Below are 15308 nucleotides of genomic sequence, written 5' to 3' on the forward strand. Positions count from 1 at the left end.
TTTCTCACCTCAGTTCAAATTGATATACATATCCTTCTTGTCCTGGAGCACCGTATAGCCGCACAGCAGGGCCACCGTGCCGTCAATCCTGCGCCGGGGGTCCAGGCTCTTCACCGGCTGGATGTTGCCATTGGTGTCCGTCTTGACCTCTGTGTTGATGAGACACCACTTGTCAATGGGGTTGTTGTCGTACACCACAAGTCCGGCCTGGAAGTCCGCCCGCAGGTCTTTCATGGGCTGGGACAGCGTGTAAGGCCCCTGCCGGATGGGCACCATGCAGTTGGGGCCAAACTCAGCCTTGAAATCCCGCAGCAGGGTGTCATCCACATGCCAGGGGTCATAGCCGATGTACAGCACATACAGATCCTCCTTGTCCCGCAGCTCCCGGAACCACTCCAGGAACACCCGCTTGTCGCACTTGTTCCCCGGGCAGGTGCGCATGAGCCCTTGCTCCACCCACAGGGTGTACGGCACGTTGTCCCGCTCCTGGCGGGTGCCCTTTTCCGCCTGCTTGTCCAGCACCGCCTGGGGAATCCAGTACATAGAGCGCACATAGATGTGCGGATCATCCGGGCGCATGCAGATGGCCTTGGCGGCATTGAGGTCGGTGGTGTCAGCGGCGTCAAATCCGCCGATACAGTAGTCAAACTTGATGGCCTCATCCGCAGTCCACACAGCCTCATTGTTGAGTTCCTCATAGAGCAGCCAGGCCGCCGTGGAGGTCTGGGGCAGACCAAAGTCCTTGACCATCACTGTGGCCTTAAAGCTGGGATCATCCTTTGCCTTTTGCACCCACTCCCGCAGTGTCTCAATGCGCTTAATAGTGCCCAGGCCTGGATTTGCCTTGATCCAGCATTCCTCCTTGTCCCACTCGTCCGGGCTATCCAGCTGGTACAGGAAGGGGAGAAACCGGGGATTGCTGGCCACACCGTCCAGGATGGCAGTAGCATACTTATACTGATCATCGAAAATCCCGTTGCGCACAAAGCCGTTGGTGGTGATGGTGAAGATCAGGGGCTGATCCCTGGCGCCGGTGCCCTGCTTGATGAGATCGTACAGGTCTCGATTTTTAATGGCGGCCAGCTCATCAATGACAGCCCCGTGGACATCCAATCCATCCAGACTGTTAGTGTTGGAGGATAGGGCCTTAATAAATCCCATATTCTTCGGGTTATAGATATCAGAAACCCGGCGGCGCAGGTGCTTGTTGAGCAGCGGAGAGAGCCTGACCATCTTTTTCACGGCTTCATAGCCCAGCTTTGCCTGATCCTGCTTAGTAGCCACATTGTAGATCTGGGGAGCGCCCTCTCCGTCATTGACCAGGAGGTCTAACTCCACGGCTGCGGACTCAGTGGTCTTTCCGTTTTTTCGCCCCTCCAGGATCAACGCCTCGGTGTAACGGCGCAGGCCATCATCGTCCACAAAGCCGAAAATGGCCTCCAGCCTGGCCTTTTGGAACAGCTCCAGCTTGAGGGGCTGGCCCAGGCGGCCGGATGGGACTTTGCAGAATCTTTCGATGAAATCCACATGGTGCTTGGCTATGTCGTGGTCAAAGTGCCATTGGCCTGGGTTGTAGAGATCCTCCAGCAGACGCTCACACACCTGCTTGATCCGCCGGCAGGCGTTGATCTTGCCGTCCAGGATGCTGGTGCAGTAGCGCTCCAGGTTGGTCACTTAGCGCCACCGCCTCTGCCATTCTTGAGGAACTCGGTGAGCTCATCTTCAGCCTGGGCCTGCTCGCCAAAAATCTCGTTGAGCTGCTTGATGCCGGAGATGTAGTTTTTCAGCAGGGCATTGTACACGTCCACCTCGGGGGACTTGCGAGTGCCCCACTGGTTTTCTCCGTTTTGGTACTCGCTGACCACGCCTTTTTCTCGAATTTCGCCTTGAAGCTGGGTTAATTGCTCCTCGATGAAAACCAGGTTTTGAACCAAATGCAGGCCCTTTGCCTTTTGCTCATCACTTCCCCCATCGTAGATGGGCCAGAAGCGCCCCAGCTGTTTCTTGCTCACTTTTGCTATGACTACACCCCCCTCCCGCATCACGCTCGCTGTAATTTACCTCCACCCCATCGGTCCTCCAGAGGGGGCCTCCGCCCCAGTCGATGGGGGGGGAGGCCCCCGTGGTCAAATGCTCCGCAAGTCCACCGGTTGACCGTCCGGGCCAAAGCGTGCCAGAGGCTTTTTGCCGTTGCCAACGCCGTGGCCCTCGTGGAGGTCATGGCAGGCCTTGCACTCGTAGGACAGATTGGCCGGGTTGAGCGCCACCGCCGGGTCGTTGATGTTTGCCGGGGTCAAATGCACCACATGGTGCACGATGTACCCCGGCTCCTCCCCGCAGCACTGGCACAGTCCACCGTCCTCCTGGACACGCTGGGCAATGTACGCCGCCCGGCAGGCCTGCCAGGCCTTGGACTTGTAGAATTTGCGGGCAAACTCTTGCACCTGGTCACCTCCTGGCCTGGCCCGTTTGTCCCCGGGCTATCACCTCCGGGCAAACAAAAAGCGCCTAAGCCATGACTCACTCCATGCTGGAGTAATCAGGCTCAGGCGCTGGTCTCTTTGGACTCGGGCTCAGGCGCTTCGATGTTGAGTTTTGTGATATGCCCGCAGCGTTTGCACTTGCAAGGCAAATCGTGGACAGTGGTGGTGGGTAGCAGCTTGATGAGCTTTCCTTTTCCGCACACCGGGCAGATTGCCCATCCGTCCTTTGTGACTATTGTAGCAGATTCGGTTTTGGGTTGCAATGCCGTTTCCTCCTTTTTATAGAGCCCCCTACAAATTATTAAGACTGGTTTCGAGCTCAAAAATTATTAAGGCCGCCGCTTGCGTTTTCTGGGCCGTGCGTAGGATTCCTGTGGCTCTGGCTCCTCATCCTCTGGCAGGAGATACCTGGCGCCAACACTGTCCGAAAATCCATAGGGATTCTTTTCGCTGAACGGCACATAGTCCTGGGCTCCAGGCGGTGCTGTCAATGTCACATTGTCCACCGGGATTTCCACATACTCCACCTCGTAGTTGTGGAGGTTGCGGGAGCCCCGCCAGCTGCGCTCTCCTGGCTTTGGGCTACCAAACTCCCGGGCCTCCTTCGTCATGTACTTGGCCAACTCCCGATAATAGTGGATGTTGACCGCCTCTATATTGACGTAGCCTCCACCGTGCCAAAGGCTGCGTATCTCCTCCATGCTCTCCTCCCCATATCCATTGAGGACCACATGGTGGTGGAGCCGCTTGTCCTCCAGCTCTCGATCCGCTCCCAGGTACTCATCTTTCTGCGCCCCGTGGTTGCCCTCGGTACAGTAGATGTACCTCAGCTCCTCCCCCCTCTTTTTCCGAGAGGCTCGAAGCTTGCGGAAAAACTTTTGGATGTCCTTGATAGCAGCGGCCTTATTCTTCGGCAAGTGGGCATCGTCATAGGTGAGGGTCAAAAAGAAATCTGACTTGCCGAAGTTGGCGGCCAACTTAAGCTCCAGTTCCCGCCAGCTGCATTTGTGATTGTAGAAGGTCTGGGCCGGAGAGGTCGGGCGGCTCCTGGCCGCCCGAGGCTTTCGCCCATCCCGCTCCGGCACCTGGCCGATGACCTCAATGTGGAGGAGACCGGCCTTGATGTGCTTAATTGCCTTGGCCATCGTCCACCTCCATGGATTGCGGAACCGTGTCCAATTTGGACACACCCAAGAGGCAAAGAGTTTCCCGGATGATAAAACATCCTTTGGTTGCACATTGCCTTTCCCGCTTACATCCCAAACATGCCAAGGAGCCAGTCTCCACTTTTAGGCGCCTCAAATCCTGTACGACTTGGCCCCAATACCACGCTGTGCCAGGTAGCCATGCACTGTATACACGGTGCTGCTTTTCTGCATCCGAAAGGCTTTCACCATTGGCCAAATCCTGGAGAAGTTCCTCCATCCCCGCTCCCTCCAGCACATCAATGCTGTAAAGGCGTCCGAACAGTATAACTCCCCATTCCCCGTCATCAACTCCATTTTCGTCTACGCCATAGCTAATCCAGACTTTTTCAAAATTCATAGCCTCCATTTGCTCTTTTGTCAGCGGATCTCTACTCACGGATTTCCCCTCCCTCCACAATCACTTAAGACCAGCACCGCATCCACCGTGCAAAGGCCCACCACGGCCGCCGCACCCAGCCAGTCCCCGGCGGCGATCTGGGCCGGGGTGACGCAGATCACGGACAGCACACACAGGGCCAAGAGGGCCCGCCGGCCCCAGCGGGGCCGGCTATACTCGGATGTGTCCAAGTTGGACACATACCGCACCATTTTCATAGCGTCACGCAAATGCTCCATACTCACACCTCTTCCCGCTCCCAGGCTCTCCATCCTGGAATAATTGGGGCTGGCACCCACAAATCCACACAAACATACGCAGTACATATAGCCGCTGCATGCTCCCAGTGGTCGTCCTGCCACCAATAAAGCCCCGCCCAATTGCTCACACGATTAATACAAAAATAATAGCCGTTGGTGGTTGGCTTGCCTGTCTGCCACTGGCCGTCTTGACTTGCCTCTGCCCTTTTCCCGGTCAGCACATAGTCCAGCGATACCCCAGCAGTCGCAAAATCCGCCACCAAGAAGCTATCACACAGCTCCCAGCCGAGATCCAGGTCAAAGCAATTTGGATTTTTAGGCATGTCTCCATCCAGCATGCTGGAAAGTGCCTCGATCTGCTCAGGCTCGGGGACATCAACCCACATCCTTGCGACTTTCTCCCTGTCGATGCCAAGCCGGTCAAACTCCTGCCCCAATCTCTGCCACCGTTTTCGGTTGCACTCGGCTTCCGCAACCATTTTAGCGGCTCGCTTGGCGGCCTCTTCCTCCCCCTTGGCCTTGGCCTCCTCCAGCTCCATCTGCCTGGCCTTGGCCTCCTGGGCCACCTGCTCCTGCACCATAGGGCAGACATGCTCACAGGTTGACCTGGAATTGCAGGATGCACAGCACGTCTTACACTTTCCCCAATAGGGAGAAGCTTGCTTGGCTGTGTGCTCAATCATGCGCTCTCGATTGGTGCAAGCGCTGCCATGCGCACACTCAATGGCTGCTATCTCATCTAGCCGGAGTCGATACCCCTCCACCGTGTTTTTAGTCAGCCCATAACAACGAGGCTCGCTAAAAATCTTATCCAGGCTGATCTGGTAGTCCTGCCCCATCTGAGCAATGGTGTAGGCCACATCCTCGGAGATCTCGCCAGCCTCAAATCTATCCATCCAAGGAGCAATGAGCTTATCCCGGATCACCTTGAGTCTGGCCAGCTTGGAGGCTGACACCTGGCAGGCCTCGGCCACCTGGTCCCGCATCCGGCCTGGGAAGCTGTACCCCTCCTCTTTGAGCTGGTACAGCAGGTCCTCCATGCGCTTGGCCTGGTGCATCACCTCCGCCGAGGTCAGCACTCTGGCGGTGCTGTTGGCCATGATGAGCTGAAGCTCGGCCAAAGCTGGGCTCTGGTATGTTTTGACCAGGCAAGGCACCCGGCGCAGGTCCTCCCGGCCATCCTCCTCCACCAGCTTGCGAATCGCCGCCCGGCGGCGGTGACCAGAGATCACCGTGTAGCGCCCATCCTGTCCAGGCGTCACCACAAGTGGCTGCTGCAACCCGTCCATGGCAATGCTGTCCGCCAATGTGTCCAAGTTGCACACATCGTAGAAGTTTGCCTCGTTGGCATCCAACTGGTCAATGTCGATGTACTGGAGCTGAGGCTCTGTGTTTGTGTCCAACTTGGACACCGTCTCATTCAGTGAGGCGGCAAAGCTCCCAATATTAAATTTTCCCATAGGTCCCCACCTCCCCGAATATCTCCTGAACTAGCAGCCGGTAGTCCCGGGCCGCTGCGCTGGTGATGGAGTAGTCCGCCACAGGCTCCTTGACCATGGTGCTCTCCAGCACCTTGTCAGAACGGCGGATGGTCTGATTGTATACCGGCACCGGCATGGCCCGCAGAACCTTCTCCGCCTGGATCACCGGCACCGAGCGGTGCCACTGGTTGATCAGCACCCCGCCCACCTGGAGCCCCGGGTTGGAGCTGCGGATAGAGGCCACCTGGGCCAGCATCTCCGCCATCCCCTCCAGGGAAAAACCGTCCATCAGCACCGGGATGATCACCTCCTGAGCCGCCATCAATGCGGCGGTGGAAGCGGCGGTAAATCCTGGAGGGCAGTCAAAGAGTACCACGTCAATCTCCTGGTCCTCTGCCATGGCCTGGACAAAATCCCGCATGGCATTGAGTTTGCTCTCCCCAGCCTGGATCGCCGCCAGGTCCAGCTGCCACAACTGAGTGGAGGCGGGCAGAATCGAGATCCACGGGGTCACCTCGGTGATGATGTCCCCCCAGTACGGCTCATGAGTGCCCCGCAGCACGTCCGCCACTGTGGGCCCATCGGTGGGTGCCCCGTAAAAGTTGGTCAAATTGCACTGGGGGTCACAGTCTACCACCACCACCCGGCGGCGGTAGTCATTGGCCAGGATGTGGGCCAGGTTAATGACGGTGGTGGTCTTTCCAACTCCGCCCTTCATGTTCAGCACTGCGATTGTTCTCATAGCGATTCTCCTTACGGTCTGAATTTGTAGGTTTCCCGGATGATATGGCCATTGACCTGGCCCTCCACGGTAAAGTGGCGGTGTCTCAAGTTGATGGCGATGATTTTACCCTTGACGTGTGCCGGATGGCTGTATCTCTTTTGAGCCCCGTCCCGGCTCAGCTCGCTGAACGCAGACGGCACAAAGGTCTTAGCATCTCCGATTTTCATGCGCTCACCTCCTGGGGTTCAAACGGATTTTCCTCCTCCGCGCCTACCAACTCCCGGAAGGTGACTTGATTGGCCTGAGCCGTGGCCCGATTGGCAGCCTTGACCGCCTGGCCTCTGGCCGCTAAATCATTGGCCACACTGTTATCAGGCCCCTCCTCCATCTCCACCATCCGCTGTCGGGCCCCATCAAAGGCCAGCATGGTGGTAAACCGCTCACCCTCCTTGTTCTTGCCCAGCTTGAATTTGCGGGGGGATCGGTAGTCATCCGGGACTGACTCCCACAGAAGGAAGGCTGCATCGGCATCCTGCTCCATCTGCCCGGACTCCTTGAAGGACTGCATGGTAGGCGGGATCAGCACCTGGGTGCCATCCTTCTTGTTTACCTTGTCCGGCCGGGAGAGCTGGGCCAGGGCAACCACCGCCACCCGGTGGCGTGGGGCAAACATTTTCAGTTTTCGGGATGTCGTTGAAACACGCTCATAATTGCTCTTTTCCGGCCCAGGCACCAGCTGGAGATAGTCGATGTAGATGATCTGATAGCCACGGCTAATGGCGTGGGCGGTGATGTCATCCGCCGTCCACCCGGATGCCTCAACGAGCTCAAAGGGCAGGGAGGCAAAGCTGGCCGTGGTCTTGGCCAGGGCCTGATAGTCCGCATCAGACAGAGCCCGATCCTTGATCCTCCACAACGGGACGCCAGATAAGTGACTCATGATTCGGTCTGTGACCTTGATGTCCGTGGTCTCCAGGGAGTAGTAGCCGATCTTGTAGCCCTTCTGAGCCTGGAGCAGTGCAAACTGGAGGGAGAGCAGCGTCTTGCCTGCCGATGGGTAGCCGCCCAGCAGGATCATGTCCCCAAGTTGAGCGCACACCTTGGCGTCTGCCGTCTCAATCCCCCACGGGATGTAATCCGGCTTGGGAGCTTTGAGCCGCTCCCAAAAGGCGGCGGCCAGCTCACTGGCCGTGGAGCCGGTGCGCACTTCCTGGCCCACCGCTGCGGCGCTCAGGGCCTGGGCGGCCTGCCGGGCATCGGCCAGAGTGGTGGTCTCCAACACCCTGGAGGCTCCCTCCCGCAGTCGCCGGTACTGGGCGCACTCTTTGACGATCCGCACATACTCCATCACGTTGGCCGCCGTGGGCGTGGCCTCCATCAGACTGGCCGCCCACTTGGACCAGTCCTGCCCACCGCCCACGGCCTCCTGGACCAGTACCGGGTCCACGGCTTTTCCCTCCAGGGACAGCCGCCGGATTGCCTGGTAGGTGTTCCGGCATGGACCGTCCGCCAGATCGGCGGCGGGCAGCTCCGCCATGACAGCCTTGATGCACCGGGCATCAATCAGCATGGAGCCGATCACCGACTGCTCAGCGCCCAGGCTGTCCACGGTCAGCAGGTTGATATCCTCGGACATATCAGGTCACCTCCCGATCTTCGCCCCATGCTATGCGGGGCTTGTCCGCCGGTGGGGTAGGCAGCTGGCTGGCATCCACGCCCTGGTCCTCCCACCGGCGCTGGTTGAGGTAGGTGGACAGCATGGGGATATACTTTCCGCCGTCCCGCTGCCACTGCTCGGAGCGCTTGTCCCGCTCCAGGCCCGCCAGGATAGCCCGGCAGGTCTCCCGGTCTGGCTTGATGGCATCCCACTTTTTCCGGGCAGCTGCCTTGGCATCCTTGCGGGGGTAGATCTTCCACAGGGCATCAAACCAATCCGGCTTGTATGTACAGCGCTCCCCGCTGGTCCTGGTCTTCGGCTTAGCCTGGGGCTTGGGCTTGTCCTCCGGTTCAGCAGCATCCCCAGACACTTCCCCCTGTGGGGGACTATAGGGGGTATTAGTATCTACATGGGTATTACATGGTAATGGTGTGCCCATTTGGGCATATGAGTCTGCCCGTTCGGGCTCTTGCATTTGCCCATTTGGGCAAATGCTTTTGTCCGTTTGGGATTCTCCGTAGAGCTCCATCAATTCTGCCGATGGGGTATACCACACAGTCCGGTCTCTCCGGTCCTTGTTGTAGTTTCCTGTGAGGATAGCTCCCTGGTCCTTGCAGCTGTTGATGATCCGGCGGAGCTGTTTGCCGGACCACCAGGGGAATAGCTGCTCAAAGGCGGCTAGACTGTTGTGGGTCCACCAGCGTCCATCGTAGTAGTTGCGATTCTCAGCCCGGTTGGTGCGATACCAATACATCACCGCCTCCAGGAATATGGACTCCTCCAGGCCATACCGCTTGGCCACATGGCCGTAGCCTTGTACACGACTTAACGGCTGCATCTCCACACCCCCTTGCGCTTGCGCCATATTTTTGTTATAATACAAATGTTCTCATAGCAATGGCTTTTGCCATGCTGCCCCTGGTGGATGCTCCAACGTCCGCCGGGGGCTTTTTTCGTGCTCTGACGATCCATCACACCATCCCCCGCCGAGCCACCAACGCCTTGGCCAGCACGTCCACCTCGTAGAGCACCCGGCGGCCAACGGCCACGCCCGGGATGTCCATCCGCTCCAGCTGCTTTTTGGCGGTGCGCTCATCCTTGCAGCCCAACTCCTTTGCCACCTGCTGGAGATTGAGCATGGCCACACCGTGGCGCTCAAACATGTCCTTTTTCTTGGCGGCAATATCCTGCCACTTGGTTGCTTGTCCTGCCATCCTAATCCCTCCTATCTCGATGTGAGCACAACAGGGCCATGGCCGCTGAGGTAATCTCGCTGAGTTGCTCCATGATGTGATCAAAGCGTGGTTGCTCCTCCTGGGAGATCACGCCGTCACGGCAAATATTGATAAGCTCCCTGTCCAGCTTGTTATCTGCAAACGCATAGACCGTGTCAATGAGATTGAGCGCAGCCTGGGATAAGCACAGCTCCGGCACGTCCGGGATCACGCCATAGGCCAGGGCCGCAGACTGCCGCAGGTGCTGCACCGCCAGCAGTTGGCTGTCGTAAATGTCCACCATCAGGGTGGCCACCTTGTCTGGCGGGAATCTTACGCCTGCCTCATAGTCAGCCAGCGAGCGAACAGAGATTCCAAGGGCCTCCGCCGCCCGCTCCTGGGTCAGGCCCCTGATATTGCGAGCCCGTTGGTAAATGTTGCAACCTGGTTGCATGGTCAAGCCCCCTCAAATGTGTTATCGTTGTTACAGTCCATCGAGTGGCCCACAAAAAGGGCTCCGATGGGGACACCGAGAACCTCAGCAAGCCGGGGAAGCTGTCTAACCTTTGGAAGCGTTACTTCTGTCTCCCAGTTAGTCACAGCATTTCGGACTACCCCCATACTCGCCGCAAGGTCTGACTGTGTCATCTTGTTCTGTTCACGCAGTTCACGAATGCGCATATACATAGCGTCACCTCCCTTGACTTGAACCCCTGGATGTCACCATCTGTGACATATATATACCACCTTCATTTTGCATTGTCAATACTATTCACATTTTTTCTTTCCCCGTTTCTTGATGTGTCATTATCTATGACATATAATTTTAGCGAGGTGATGCTAATGACCCGCTTGAAAGAACTGCGAAAATTGGCTGGCTACACTCAAGACAAACTGGCCAAGGCTCTTTCGGTGTCAAGGTCTACAGTAGCCATGTGGGAAACATCCTCGCATGCTCCTGATTATCAAACACTCGCAAAGTTGGCCGAAATATTTGGAGTCAGCGCAGATTACATACTTGGGATTGACTCTACTGAAAAAAAGAAGAACATAGTTCCAGTCCTGGGCGACGTTGCCGCCGGCATCCCTATCGAGGCCGTTACTGACATTGTGGATTATGAAGAGATTGATGATGCCATGGCTGCCAGCGGGGAGCACTTTGGGCTCCGTATCAAAGGGAGCAGCATGGAGCCCCGCATGATGGAAGGTGACGTTGTCATAGTCAGGAAGCAAGACACCGCTGAAACTGGGGACACTGTGGTGGTGCTGGTCAACGGAGACAGCGCAACCGTCAAAAAAATAAAATACGGGTCAGACGGGATTTCCCTTATCCCGACTAACCCGGCCTATGATGTTCAATTTTATTCTGCTGCCGATGTGGAGCGCCTGCCCGTCCGTGTGATTGGAAAAGTCGTGGAGCTTCGGGCCAAATATTGACCCTGGCTATAAATACAAAAAGGAGAGAGAAAAATGGAGTACACCTATCAGCAGTCCGGCCAGCCAGCCGGGAACGGGAAGAAACCCGTTACAAAACGATGGTGGTTTTGGGTGATTGTTGTCATCCTGGGCCTGGGTGTCATTGGTTCCATTTTCGGTGGAGAGGAAACCGCCGGAAATGACAGCACACCATCTACATCAGTTACAGAGACTCAGCAGCCTGCGGAGACTACACCCAGCGCAGAGCCGACCCCCACCGCCACGCCCGATCCAACCCCTGAGCCCACCCCTGAAATGACCATGGGACAAAAAAATGCACTCAAAACAGCACTCAACTACCTGGAATTTAGCGCATTTTCGTACTCTGGCCTGATTGACCAGCTGGAGTATGAGGGATACTCCACCGAGGATGCCACATTTGCCGTGGACAACTGTGGAGCCGACTGGAACGAACAGGCCGCAAAGTGCGCACAAAGCTACCTTGACTACACATCGTTCTCCCGAGCTGGGCTGATTGACCAGCTGGAGTATGAAGGCTTTACTGCTGAGCAAGCCGAATATGGCGTGAGCGCCGTGGGCTACTAACTCAAATACCTCCCCCGGAACCCGGGGGAGGTATCAAAAACGCAAATAATAGAACACTTGTTTTATTTTGGAGGTGAGACCGTGGGAAATTACATACGAAAAACAGCTCGTTGGAATGGCAAGAAATACGAGGCCACTGGAAAGACCGAGCTGGAGGCCATGACCAAACTGGCCCAAAAGCTGGCCCAGGCCAAGCGGGGCGAGGAGACACTGGGCGGAGCCATGACGGTGGATGCCTGGTATCGCCAGTGGAAAGCCACCTACAAAGACCCCAAGGGCCTCACCCCAAAGTCCCTGGGGATGTATGATGAGAAATATCGTGGATATGTTAAACCGGCCATTGGCCACCTACGCCTCCAGGATGTCCGGGACGTGCATCTGCAAAAGATTCTCAACGGGGAGGCCGGGCGCAGCTCCTCCCACGTCAAGAAGATCCGGCTGCTGCTCAAGGAGCTGTTCCGGCGGGCCAGGCAGTCCCGGCTCATAGCCTATGATCCAGCGGAGCTCCTGGAGCTTCCCGCCATGACCGAGGGACGGCGGAGATCTATCACGGACCAGGAGCGTGCTGCCATCCTGGAGCTGGCCAAGACCCACCGGGCCGGGCTCTGGGTGCTCACCCTCCTATACACCGGCATGAGGCCCGGAGAGACAGCCGCCCTCACCTGGGCAGATGTTGACTTTGACGCCAACGAGATCCACGTCCACGCCGCCAGGGAATCCGGCAGCGGGAAGATCAAAGGGACAAAGACTGAGGCGGGCCTGCGGGACATACCCATGCGCTCTGAGCTGCGCCAGCGCCTCCTGGCCGCCAGGGGCAAGCCATTCTCCCCTGTCTTTTCTACCCAAGCCGGGAACCCGCAGAACGAGAACAGCCTGCGCCGCCTATGGACCGGCTTCAAACGGGATCTGGACATTGCCATGGGGGCAGAGGTCTACCGCAATCAGATCATCCGCAGCGTGGTGGCCCCTGACCTCACCCCCTACTGCCTCCGGCACACCTTTTGCACAGACCTCCAACGGGCTGGTGTGCCGCTCAACGTGGCCAAGGAGCTGATGGGCCACGCAGACATCCAGACCACCGCCAACATCTACACCCACCGAGACAGCGCCACACTCCACGCTAATATTGCAAAATTAGAGGGTGGTGGGAAACTTGGTGGAAATGTGGAAACCGGGTAGCCCGTACCCATTGCGCAGCAACGGATAGCAGGTGCAACGGGGTACTGCTTCCGGTTCTGAATGTTGGGGGTTCGAGTCCCTTCGGGCGTACCAAGCTAGGATAGATCGCAAGGTCTACCCTAGCTTTTTCTTTTTCCACCTTCTGCGTCTATCGCCAATCAGGCTTCGTCCACAGGACTCGCCTTCTTGGGAAGGGACCCGCAGCGGGAAAACGTGCCACAGGCACCTTTTCCTCGCTTCGGCTTCGGGCGTACCAAAAATCGACAAGTTCCGCAAGGAGCTTGTCGATTTTTACTTATTCACTATTCCCTATTCACTCTTCACTAACTTGATGGGTCGATTTTTGGAAAGGAATAAGTAAGAGTGAATAGGGAAGAAGTATGGTGTGCCGCATAGCGGCACCGATTATATATAAGGAGCACTTGCAGCGGCAAGTGCTCTTTTCATCTTTGGGAGGTGTTATCTATGAATACAGAGTATGAGTACGCCCTGGGTCAAAACATCCGCACGCTGCGTCTCAAGCGCGGACTGTCCCAGGAACAGCTGGCCGCCCAGCTCCAAACCAGGGGCTGCGACATCACCCGCAGTGCCCTGGCCAAGATGGAAGTGGGCCAGCGCCACATCTACCCCGACGAGCTGAAACTTCTCCATGAACTGCTGGAAGTCTCCTATGAAAAGCTGTTTGTATAGCCCGCCACAGCCCTCAAAAAATTTTTTGAAAAATCTCAATTTGCCTCTTTACAAACAGGCACCCCTGTGGTATTCTCTTAACAAGAACAGTTCCTGTTAGCGAGGTGACAGCAATGATCTGCAGACGCAGCGTAAAGCGCGACGCCATGCTGGACTTGCTGCGAAGCACCGACTGCCACCCCTCGGCAGACTGGATCTTTCAGCAGCTCCGGCCCTTGTATCCAGACCTGAGTCTGGGCACAGTGTACCGCAATCTCAACCAGCTGTGTGAGCATGGACTCATCAAGCGGGTGGGAACGGTGAATGGCCAAGAGCGGTATGACGGGGATGTGAGTCCCCACGCACACTTTGTGTGCACCTGCTGCGGTTCCGTTCGGGACCTGCCTCCCAGTCCCCCCACCCAGGGGTATGTGGAGGAATGCAGCAAACAATTTGGGTTCGAAGCAACAAGCTATGAGGTTCATGTCTTTGGCCTGTGTCAGGCCTGCAAAAAATTAAAACAGTGAAGGAGATTATTATCATGAAGAAATGGATTTGCCCCGTCTGCGGTTACATTCACGAGGGAGAGACCGCTCCCGCCGAGTGCCCCGTCTGCCACGTCCCCGGCTCCAAGTTCATTGAGCAGAGCGGCGAGCTGAAGCTGGCTGCCGAGCACGAGTACGGCATCTACGGCAAGACCGTCAAGAACAACGAGAACATCAGCGACGAGGACAAGGCTTACATCCGTGAGCAGCTGATGGCCAACTTCACCGGCGAGTGCTCCGAGGTTGGTATGTACCTGTGCATGGCCCGCATTGCCCACCGTGAGGGTTACCCCGAGATCGGTCTGTACTGGGAGAAGGCCGCCTTTGAGGAGGCCGAGCACGCCGCTAAGTTCGCTGAGCTGCTGGGCGAGGAGCTGGAGCCCAACATGAAGGCCTCCACCAAGGACAACCTGGCCTGGCGTGTGGACTGCGAGTTCGGCGCTACCCAGGGCAAGATGGACCTGGCTCTGTGCGCCAAGAAGAACGGCCTGGACGCCATCCACGACACCGTCCACGAGATGGCTCGCGACGAGGCCCGCCACGGCAAGGCTCTGAAGGGTCTGCTGGAGCGTTACTTCAAGTAAGAGACTTCCCTACTTCCCTGGACTTCGGTCCAGGGAAGTGCTTTTTCTTTTTCGTGGCGGGCCTCGTCAAATCAAAATCAGCTCGCTATGGCAAGGCTCTAGCAACACCCCCAAATCAAAGCCCAACGCAGTGGGTTTGATTTGGAGAGGAGGAATAACGGAGCGTAGCGAATGTTTCTCCTGGGAGAAACGCAGCGGATGCGCAGTTTATTCCGACGAGCTGGAGCGTTACTTCAAGTAAGAGACTTCCCTACTTCCCTGGACTTCGGTCCAGGGAAGTGCTTTTTCTTTTTCGTGGCGGGCCTCGTCAAATCAAAATCAGCTCGCCATGGCAAGGCTCTAGCAACACCCCCAAATCAAAGCCCAACGCAGTGGGTTTGATTTGGAGAGGAGGAATAACGGAGCGTAGCGAATGTTTCTCCTGGGAGAAACGCAGCGGATGCGCAGTTTATTCCGACGAGCTGGAGCATTACTTCAAGTAAGAGACTTCCCCACTTCCCTGGACTTCGGTCCAGGGAAGTGCTTTTTTATTCGTTCCCGGGCTTCGGCTCGGGATTTTTTCTCCCATTCAGACCTGCCAGTCTGGCGGGGACGCCCCCGCTAAGAACCTCCCTTGGGGTACGAGGCTGGAACTGCGTCAAGGCTATTCCGGCCCGTCACCCTTGTTATGGCTCCTGTCTCTGCCACCACACCAGGCTCCCTAGGCAGCTGGCCCTATAGCTGGACCATCTCCACATCCGGGCCTCCCCTGGAGAAGCGGCGTTTCCGCCGCCGGGAGCCAGGCTTCCGATCGCTGGGAACAGCGGCGCACCAGGGTGAGGCCCTGGCAATAGAAGGACAACCACACAGAGAAGCAGATACGTTCGGTAGAATCCCCACACCATCTATGTGCCCCCACGGGCTAAG

Annotated in this window: 21 protein-coding genes; 6 read left to right on the top strand and 15 right to left on the bottom strand. The window is 57.1% G+C overall.

Annotated elements, in window-relative coordinates; all coding sequences use genetic code 11:
* Positions 1-9: 9 nt before the first annotated feature.
* The 15 genes from B5F22_RS03345 to B5F22_RS03415 form a co-directional block, all read right to left on the bottom strand.
* Complete coding sequence (locus B5F22_RS03345) at positions 10-1674, bottom strand: terminase large subunit (RefSeq protein ID WP_087390846.1); 1665 nt, start codon at positions 1672-1674, stop codon at positions 10-12.
* Entirely contained in the window at positions 1671-2012 is a 342-nt protein-coding gene (locus B5F22_RS03350) for a hypothetical protein (RefSeq protein ID WP_143482174.1), read from the bottom strand. Before B5F22_RS03350 ends, B5F22_RS03345 begins: the two co-directional genes overlap by 4 nt.
* 114 nt (positions 2013-2126) lie before the next feature.
* A complete protein-coding gene (locus B5F22_RS03355) occupies positions 2127-2444 on the bottom strand; it encodes a hypothetical protein (RefSeq protein WP_087390851.1) in 318 nt (105 codons plus the stop codon).
* A 101-nt stretch (positions 2445-2545) separates the two neighbouring features.
* Complete coding sequence (locus B5F22_RS12255; protein WP_087390854.1) at positions 2546-2746, bottom strand: hypothetical protein; 201 nt, start codon at positions 2744-2746, stop codon at positions 2546-2548.
* Between the two features lie 66 nt (positions 2747-2812).
* Positions 2813-3628, bottom strand: a complete 816-nt coding sequence (locus tag B5F22_RS03365) for a hypothetical protein (RefSeq protein WP_087390857.1) — start codon at positions 3626-3628, stop codon at positions 2813-2815.
* Entirely contained in the window at positions 3612-4067 is a 456-nt protein-coding gene (locus tag B5F22_RS03370) for a hypothetical protein (protein WP_087390860.1), read from the bottom strand. The genes B5F22_RS03365 and B5F22_RS03370 overlap by 17 nt, the downstream gene beginning before the upstream one ends.
* Positions 4064-4306 carry a hypothetical protein gene (locus tag B5F22_RS03375; protein WP_087390863.1) on the bottom strand — a complete coding sequence of 81 codons (243 nt, stop codon included), beginning with the start codon at positions 4304-4306 and terminating at the stop codon, positions 4064-4066. The genes B5F22_RS03370 and B5F22_RS03375 overlap by 4 nt, the downstream gene beginning before the upstream one ends.
* A 2-nt stretch (positions 4307-4308) precedes the next feature.
* Positions 4309-5787 carry a ParB N-terminal domain-containing protein gene (locus tag B5F22_RS03380; protein ID WP_087390866.1) on the bottom strand — a complete coding sequence of 493 codons (1479 nt, stop codon included), beginning with the start codon at positions 5785-5787 and terminating at the stop codon, positions 4309-4311.
* Positions 5774-6550 (bottom strand): ParA family protein, encoded by a 777-nt coding sequence (locus tag B5F22_RS03385; protein ID WP_087390869.1) that lies wholly within the window; start codon positions 6548-6550, stop codon positions 5774-5776. Before B5F22_RS03385 ends, B5F22_RS03380 begins: the two co-directional genes overlap by 14 nt.
* A gap of 11 nt (positions 6551-6561) precedes the next feature.
* Positions 6562-6759 carry a hypothetical protein gene (locus tag B5F22_RS03390; RefSeq protein ID WP_087390874.1) on the bottom strand — a complete coding sequence of 66 codons (198 nt, stop codon included), beginning with the start codon at positions 6757-6759 and terminating at the stop codon, positions 6562-6564.
* A complete protein-coding gene (locus B5F22_RS03395; RefSeq protein ID WP_087390877.1) occupies positions 6756-8168 on the bottom strand; it encodes a DnaB-like helicase C-terminal domain-containing protein in 1413 nt (470 codons plus the stop codon). Before B5F22_RS03395 ends, B5F22_RS03390 begins: the two co-directional genes overlap by 4 nt.
* Position 8169: 1 nt before the next feature.
* Positions 8170-9054, bottom strand: coding sequence for a hypothetical protein (locus B5F22_RS03400; protein WP_143482175.1), 885 nt, complete (start codon positions 9052-9054; stop codon positions 8170-8172).
* A gap of 106 nt (positions 9055-9160) precedes the next feature.
* Positions 9161-9403, bottom strand: coding sequence for a hypothetical protein (locus B5F22_RS03405; RefSeq protein WP_087390883.1), 243 nt, complete (start codon positions 9401-9403; stop codon positions 9161-9163).
* A 1-nt stretch (position 9404) separates the two neighbouring features.
* Positions 9405-9857, bottom strand: a complete 453-nt coding sequence (locus tag B5F22_RS03410; RefSeq protein WP_087390886.1) for a helix-turn-helix transcriptional regulator — start codon at positions 9855-9857, stop codon at positions 9405-9407.
* Between the two features lie 2 nt (positions 9858-9859).
* Positions 9860-10090 (bottom strand): helix-turn-helix transcriptional regulator, encoded by a 231-nt coding sequence (locus tag B5F22_RS03415; RefSeq protein WP_087390889.1) that lies wholly within the window; start codon positions 10088-10090, stop codon positions 9860-9862.
* A 156-nt stretch (positions 10091-10246) separates the two neighbouring features.
* Here B5F22_RS03415 and B5F22_RS03420 point away from each other — a divergent pair, with 156 nt between their 5' ends.
* The 6 genes from B5F22_RS03420 to B5F22_RS03445 all read left to right on the top strand — a co-directional run bounded on the left by B5F22_RS03420 (position 10247) and on the right by B5F22_RS03445 (position 14402).
* Positions 10247-10840 carry an XRE family transcriptional regulator gene (locus B5F22_RS03420; RefSeq protein WP_242955050.1) on the top strand — a complete coding sequence of 198 codons (594 nt, stop codon included), beginning with the start codon at positions 10247-10249 and terminating at the stop codon, positions 10838-10840.
* Between the two features lie 33 nt (positions 10841-10873).
* Positions 10874-11425, top strand: coding sequence for an Ltp family lipoprotein (locus tag B5F22_RS03425; RefSeq protein ID WP_087390895.1), 552 nt, complete (start codon positions 10874-10876; stop codon positions 11423-11425).
* Between the two features lie 81 nt (positions 11426-11506).
* The gene (locus tag B5F22_RS03430; RefSeq protein WP_143482176.1) at positions 11507-12604 is read left to right on the top strand and encodes a site-specific integrase; all 1098 of its coding nucleotides are present in this window, start codon (positions 11507-11509) and stop codon (positions 12602-12604) included.
* A gap of 465 nt (positions 12605-13069) precedes the next feature.
* Entirely contained in the window at positions 13070-13294 is a 225-nt protein-coding gene (locus tag B5F22_RS03435; protein ID WP_087390902.1) for a helix-turn-helix transcriptional regulator, read from the top strand.
* A 113-nt stretch (positions 13295-13407) separates the two neighbouring features.
* Positions 13408-13800: a transcriptional repressor gene (locus tag B5F22_RS03440; RefSeq protein ID WP_087390905.1), complete on the top strand. Its 393-nt coding sequence runs from the start codon at positions 13408-13410 to the stop codon at positions 13798-13800.
* 14 nt (positions 13801-13814) lie between these two features.
* Positions 13815-14402, top strand: a complete 588-nt coding sequence (locus B5F22_RS03445; RefSeq protein ID WP_087233982.1) for an NADH peroxidase — start codon at positions 13815-13817, stop codon at positions 14400-14402.
* The last annotated feature ends 906 nt before the right edge of the window (positions 14403-15308 follow it).

Origin of the sequence: Pseudoflavonifractor sp. An187 (assembly GCF_002160275.1) — a bacterium.
GTDB classification, from domain to species: domain Bacteria; phylum Bacillota; class Clostridia; order Oscillospirales; family Oscillospiraceae; genus Enterenecus; species Enterenecus faecium.

Coding starts and splice junctions, on each gene's coding strand:
- B5F22_RS03365 (WP_087390857.1), bottom strand. CDS start 3,628: ATGGCCAAGGCAATTAAGCACATCAAGGCCGGTCTCCTCCACATTGAG.
- B5F22_RS03375 (WP_087390863.1), bottom strand. CDS start 4,306: ATGGAGCATTTGCGTGACGCTATGAAAATGGTGCGGTATGTGTCCAAC.
- B5F22_RS03380 (WP_087390866.1), bottom strand. CDS start 5,787: ATGGGAAAATTTAATATTGGGAGCTTTGCCGCCTCACTGAATGAGACG.
- B5F22_RS03385 (WP_087390869.1), bottom strand. CDS start 6,550: ATGAGAACAATCGCAGTGCTGAACATGAAGGGCGGAGTTGGAAAGACC.
- B5F22_RS03390 (WP_087390874.1), bottom strand. CDS start 6,759: ATGAAAATCGGAGATGCTAAGACCTTTGTGCCGTCTGCGTTCAGCGAG.
- B5F22_RS03395 (WP_087390877.1), bottom strand. CDS start 8,168: ATGTCCGAGGATATCAACCTGCTGACCGTGGACAGCCTGGGCGCTGAG.
- B5F22_RS03400 (WP_143482175.1), bottom strand. CDS start 9,054: ATGGCGCAAGCGCAAGGGGGTGTGGAGATGCAGCCGTTAAGTCGTGTA.
- B5F22_RS03405 (WP_087390883.1), bottom strand. CDS start 9,403: ATGGCAGGACAAGCAACCAAGTGGCAGGATATTGCCGCCAAGAAAAAG.
- B5F22_RS03410 (WP_087390886.1), bottom strand. CDS start 9,857: ATGCAACCAGGTTGCAACATTTACCAACGGGCTCGCAATATCAGGGGC.
- B5F22_RS03415 (WP_087390889.1), bottom strand. CDS start 10,090: ATGTATATGCGCATTCGTGAACTGCGTGAACAGAACAAGATGACACAG.
- B5F22_RS03420 (WP_242955050.1), top strand. CDS start 10,247: ATGACCCGCTTGAAAGAACTGCGAAAATTGGCTGGCTACACTCAAGAC.
- B5F22_RS03425 (WP_087390895.1), top strand. CDS start 10,874: ATGGAGTACACCTATCAGCAGTCCGGCCAGCCAGCCGGGAACGGGAAG.
- B5F22_RS03435 (WP_087390902.1), top strand. CDS start 13,070: ATGAATACAGAGTATGAGTACGCCCTGGGTCAAAACATCCGCACGCTG.
- B5F22_RS03440 (WP_087390905.1), top strand. CDS start 13,408: ATGATCTGCAGACGCAGCGTAAAGCGCGACGCCATGCTGGACTTGCTG.
- B5F22_RS03445 (WP_087233982.1), top strand. CDS start 13,815: ATGAAGAAATGGATTTGCCCCGTCTGCGGTTACATTCACGAGGGAGAG.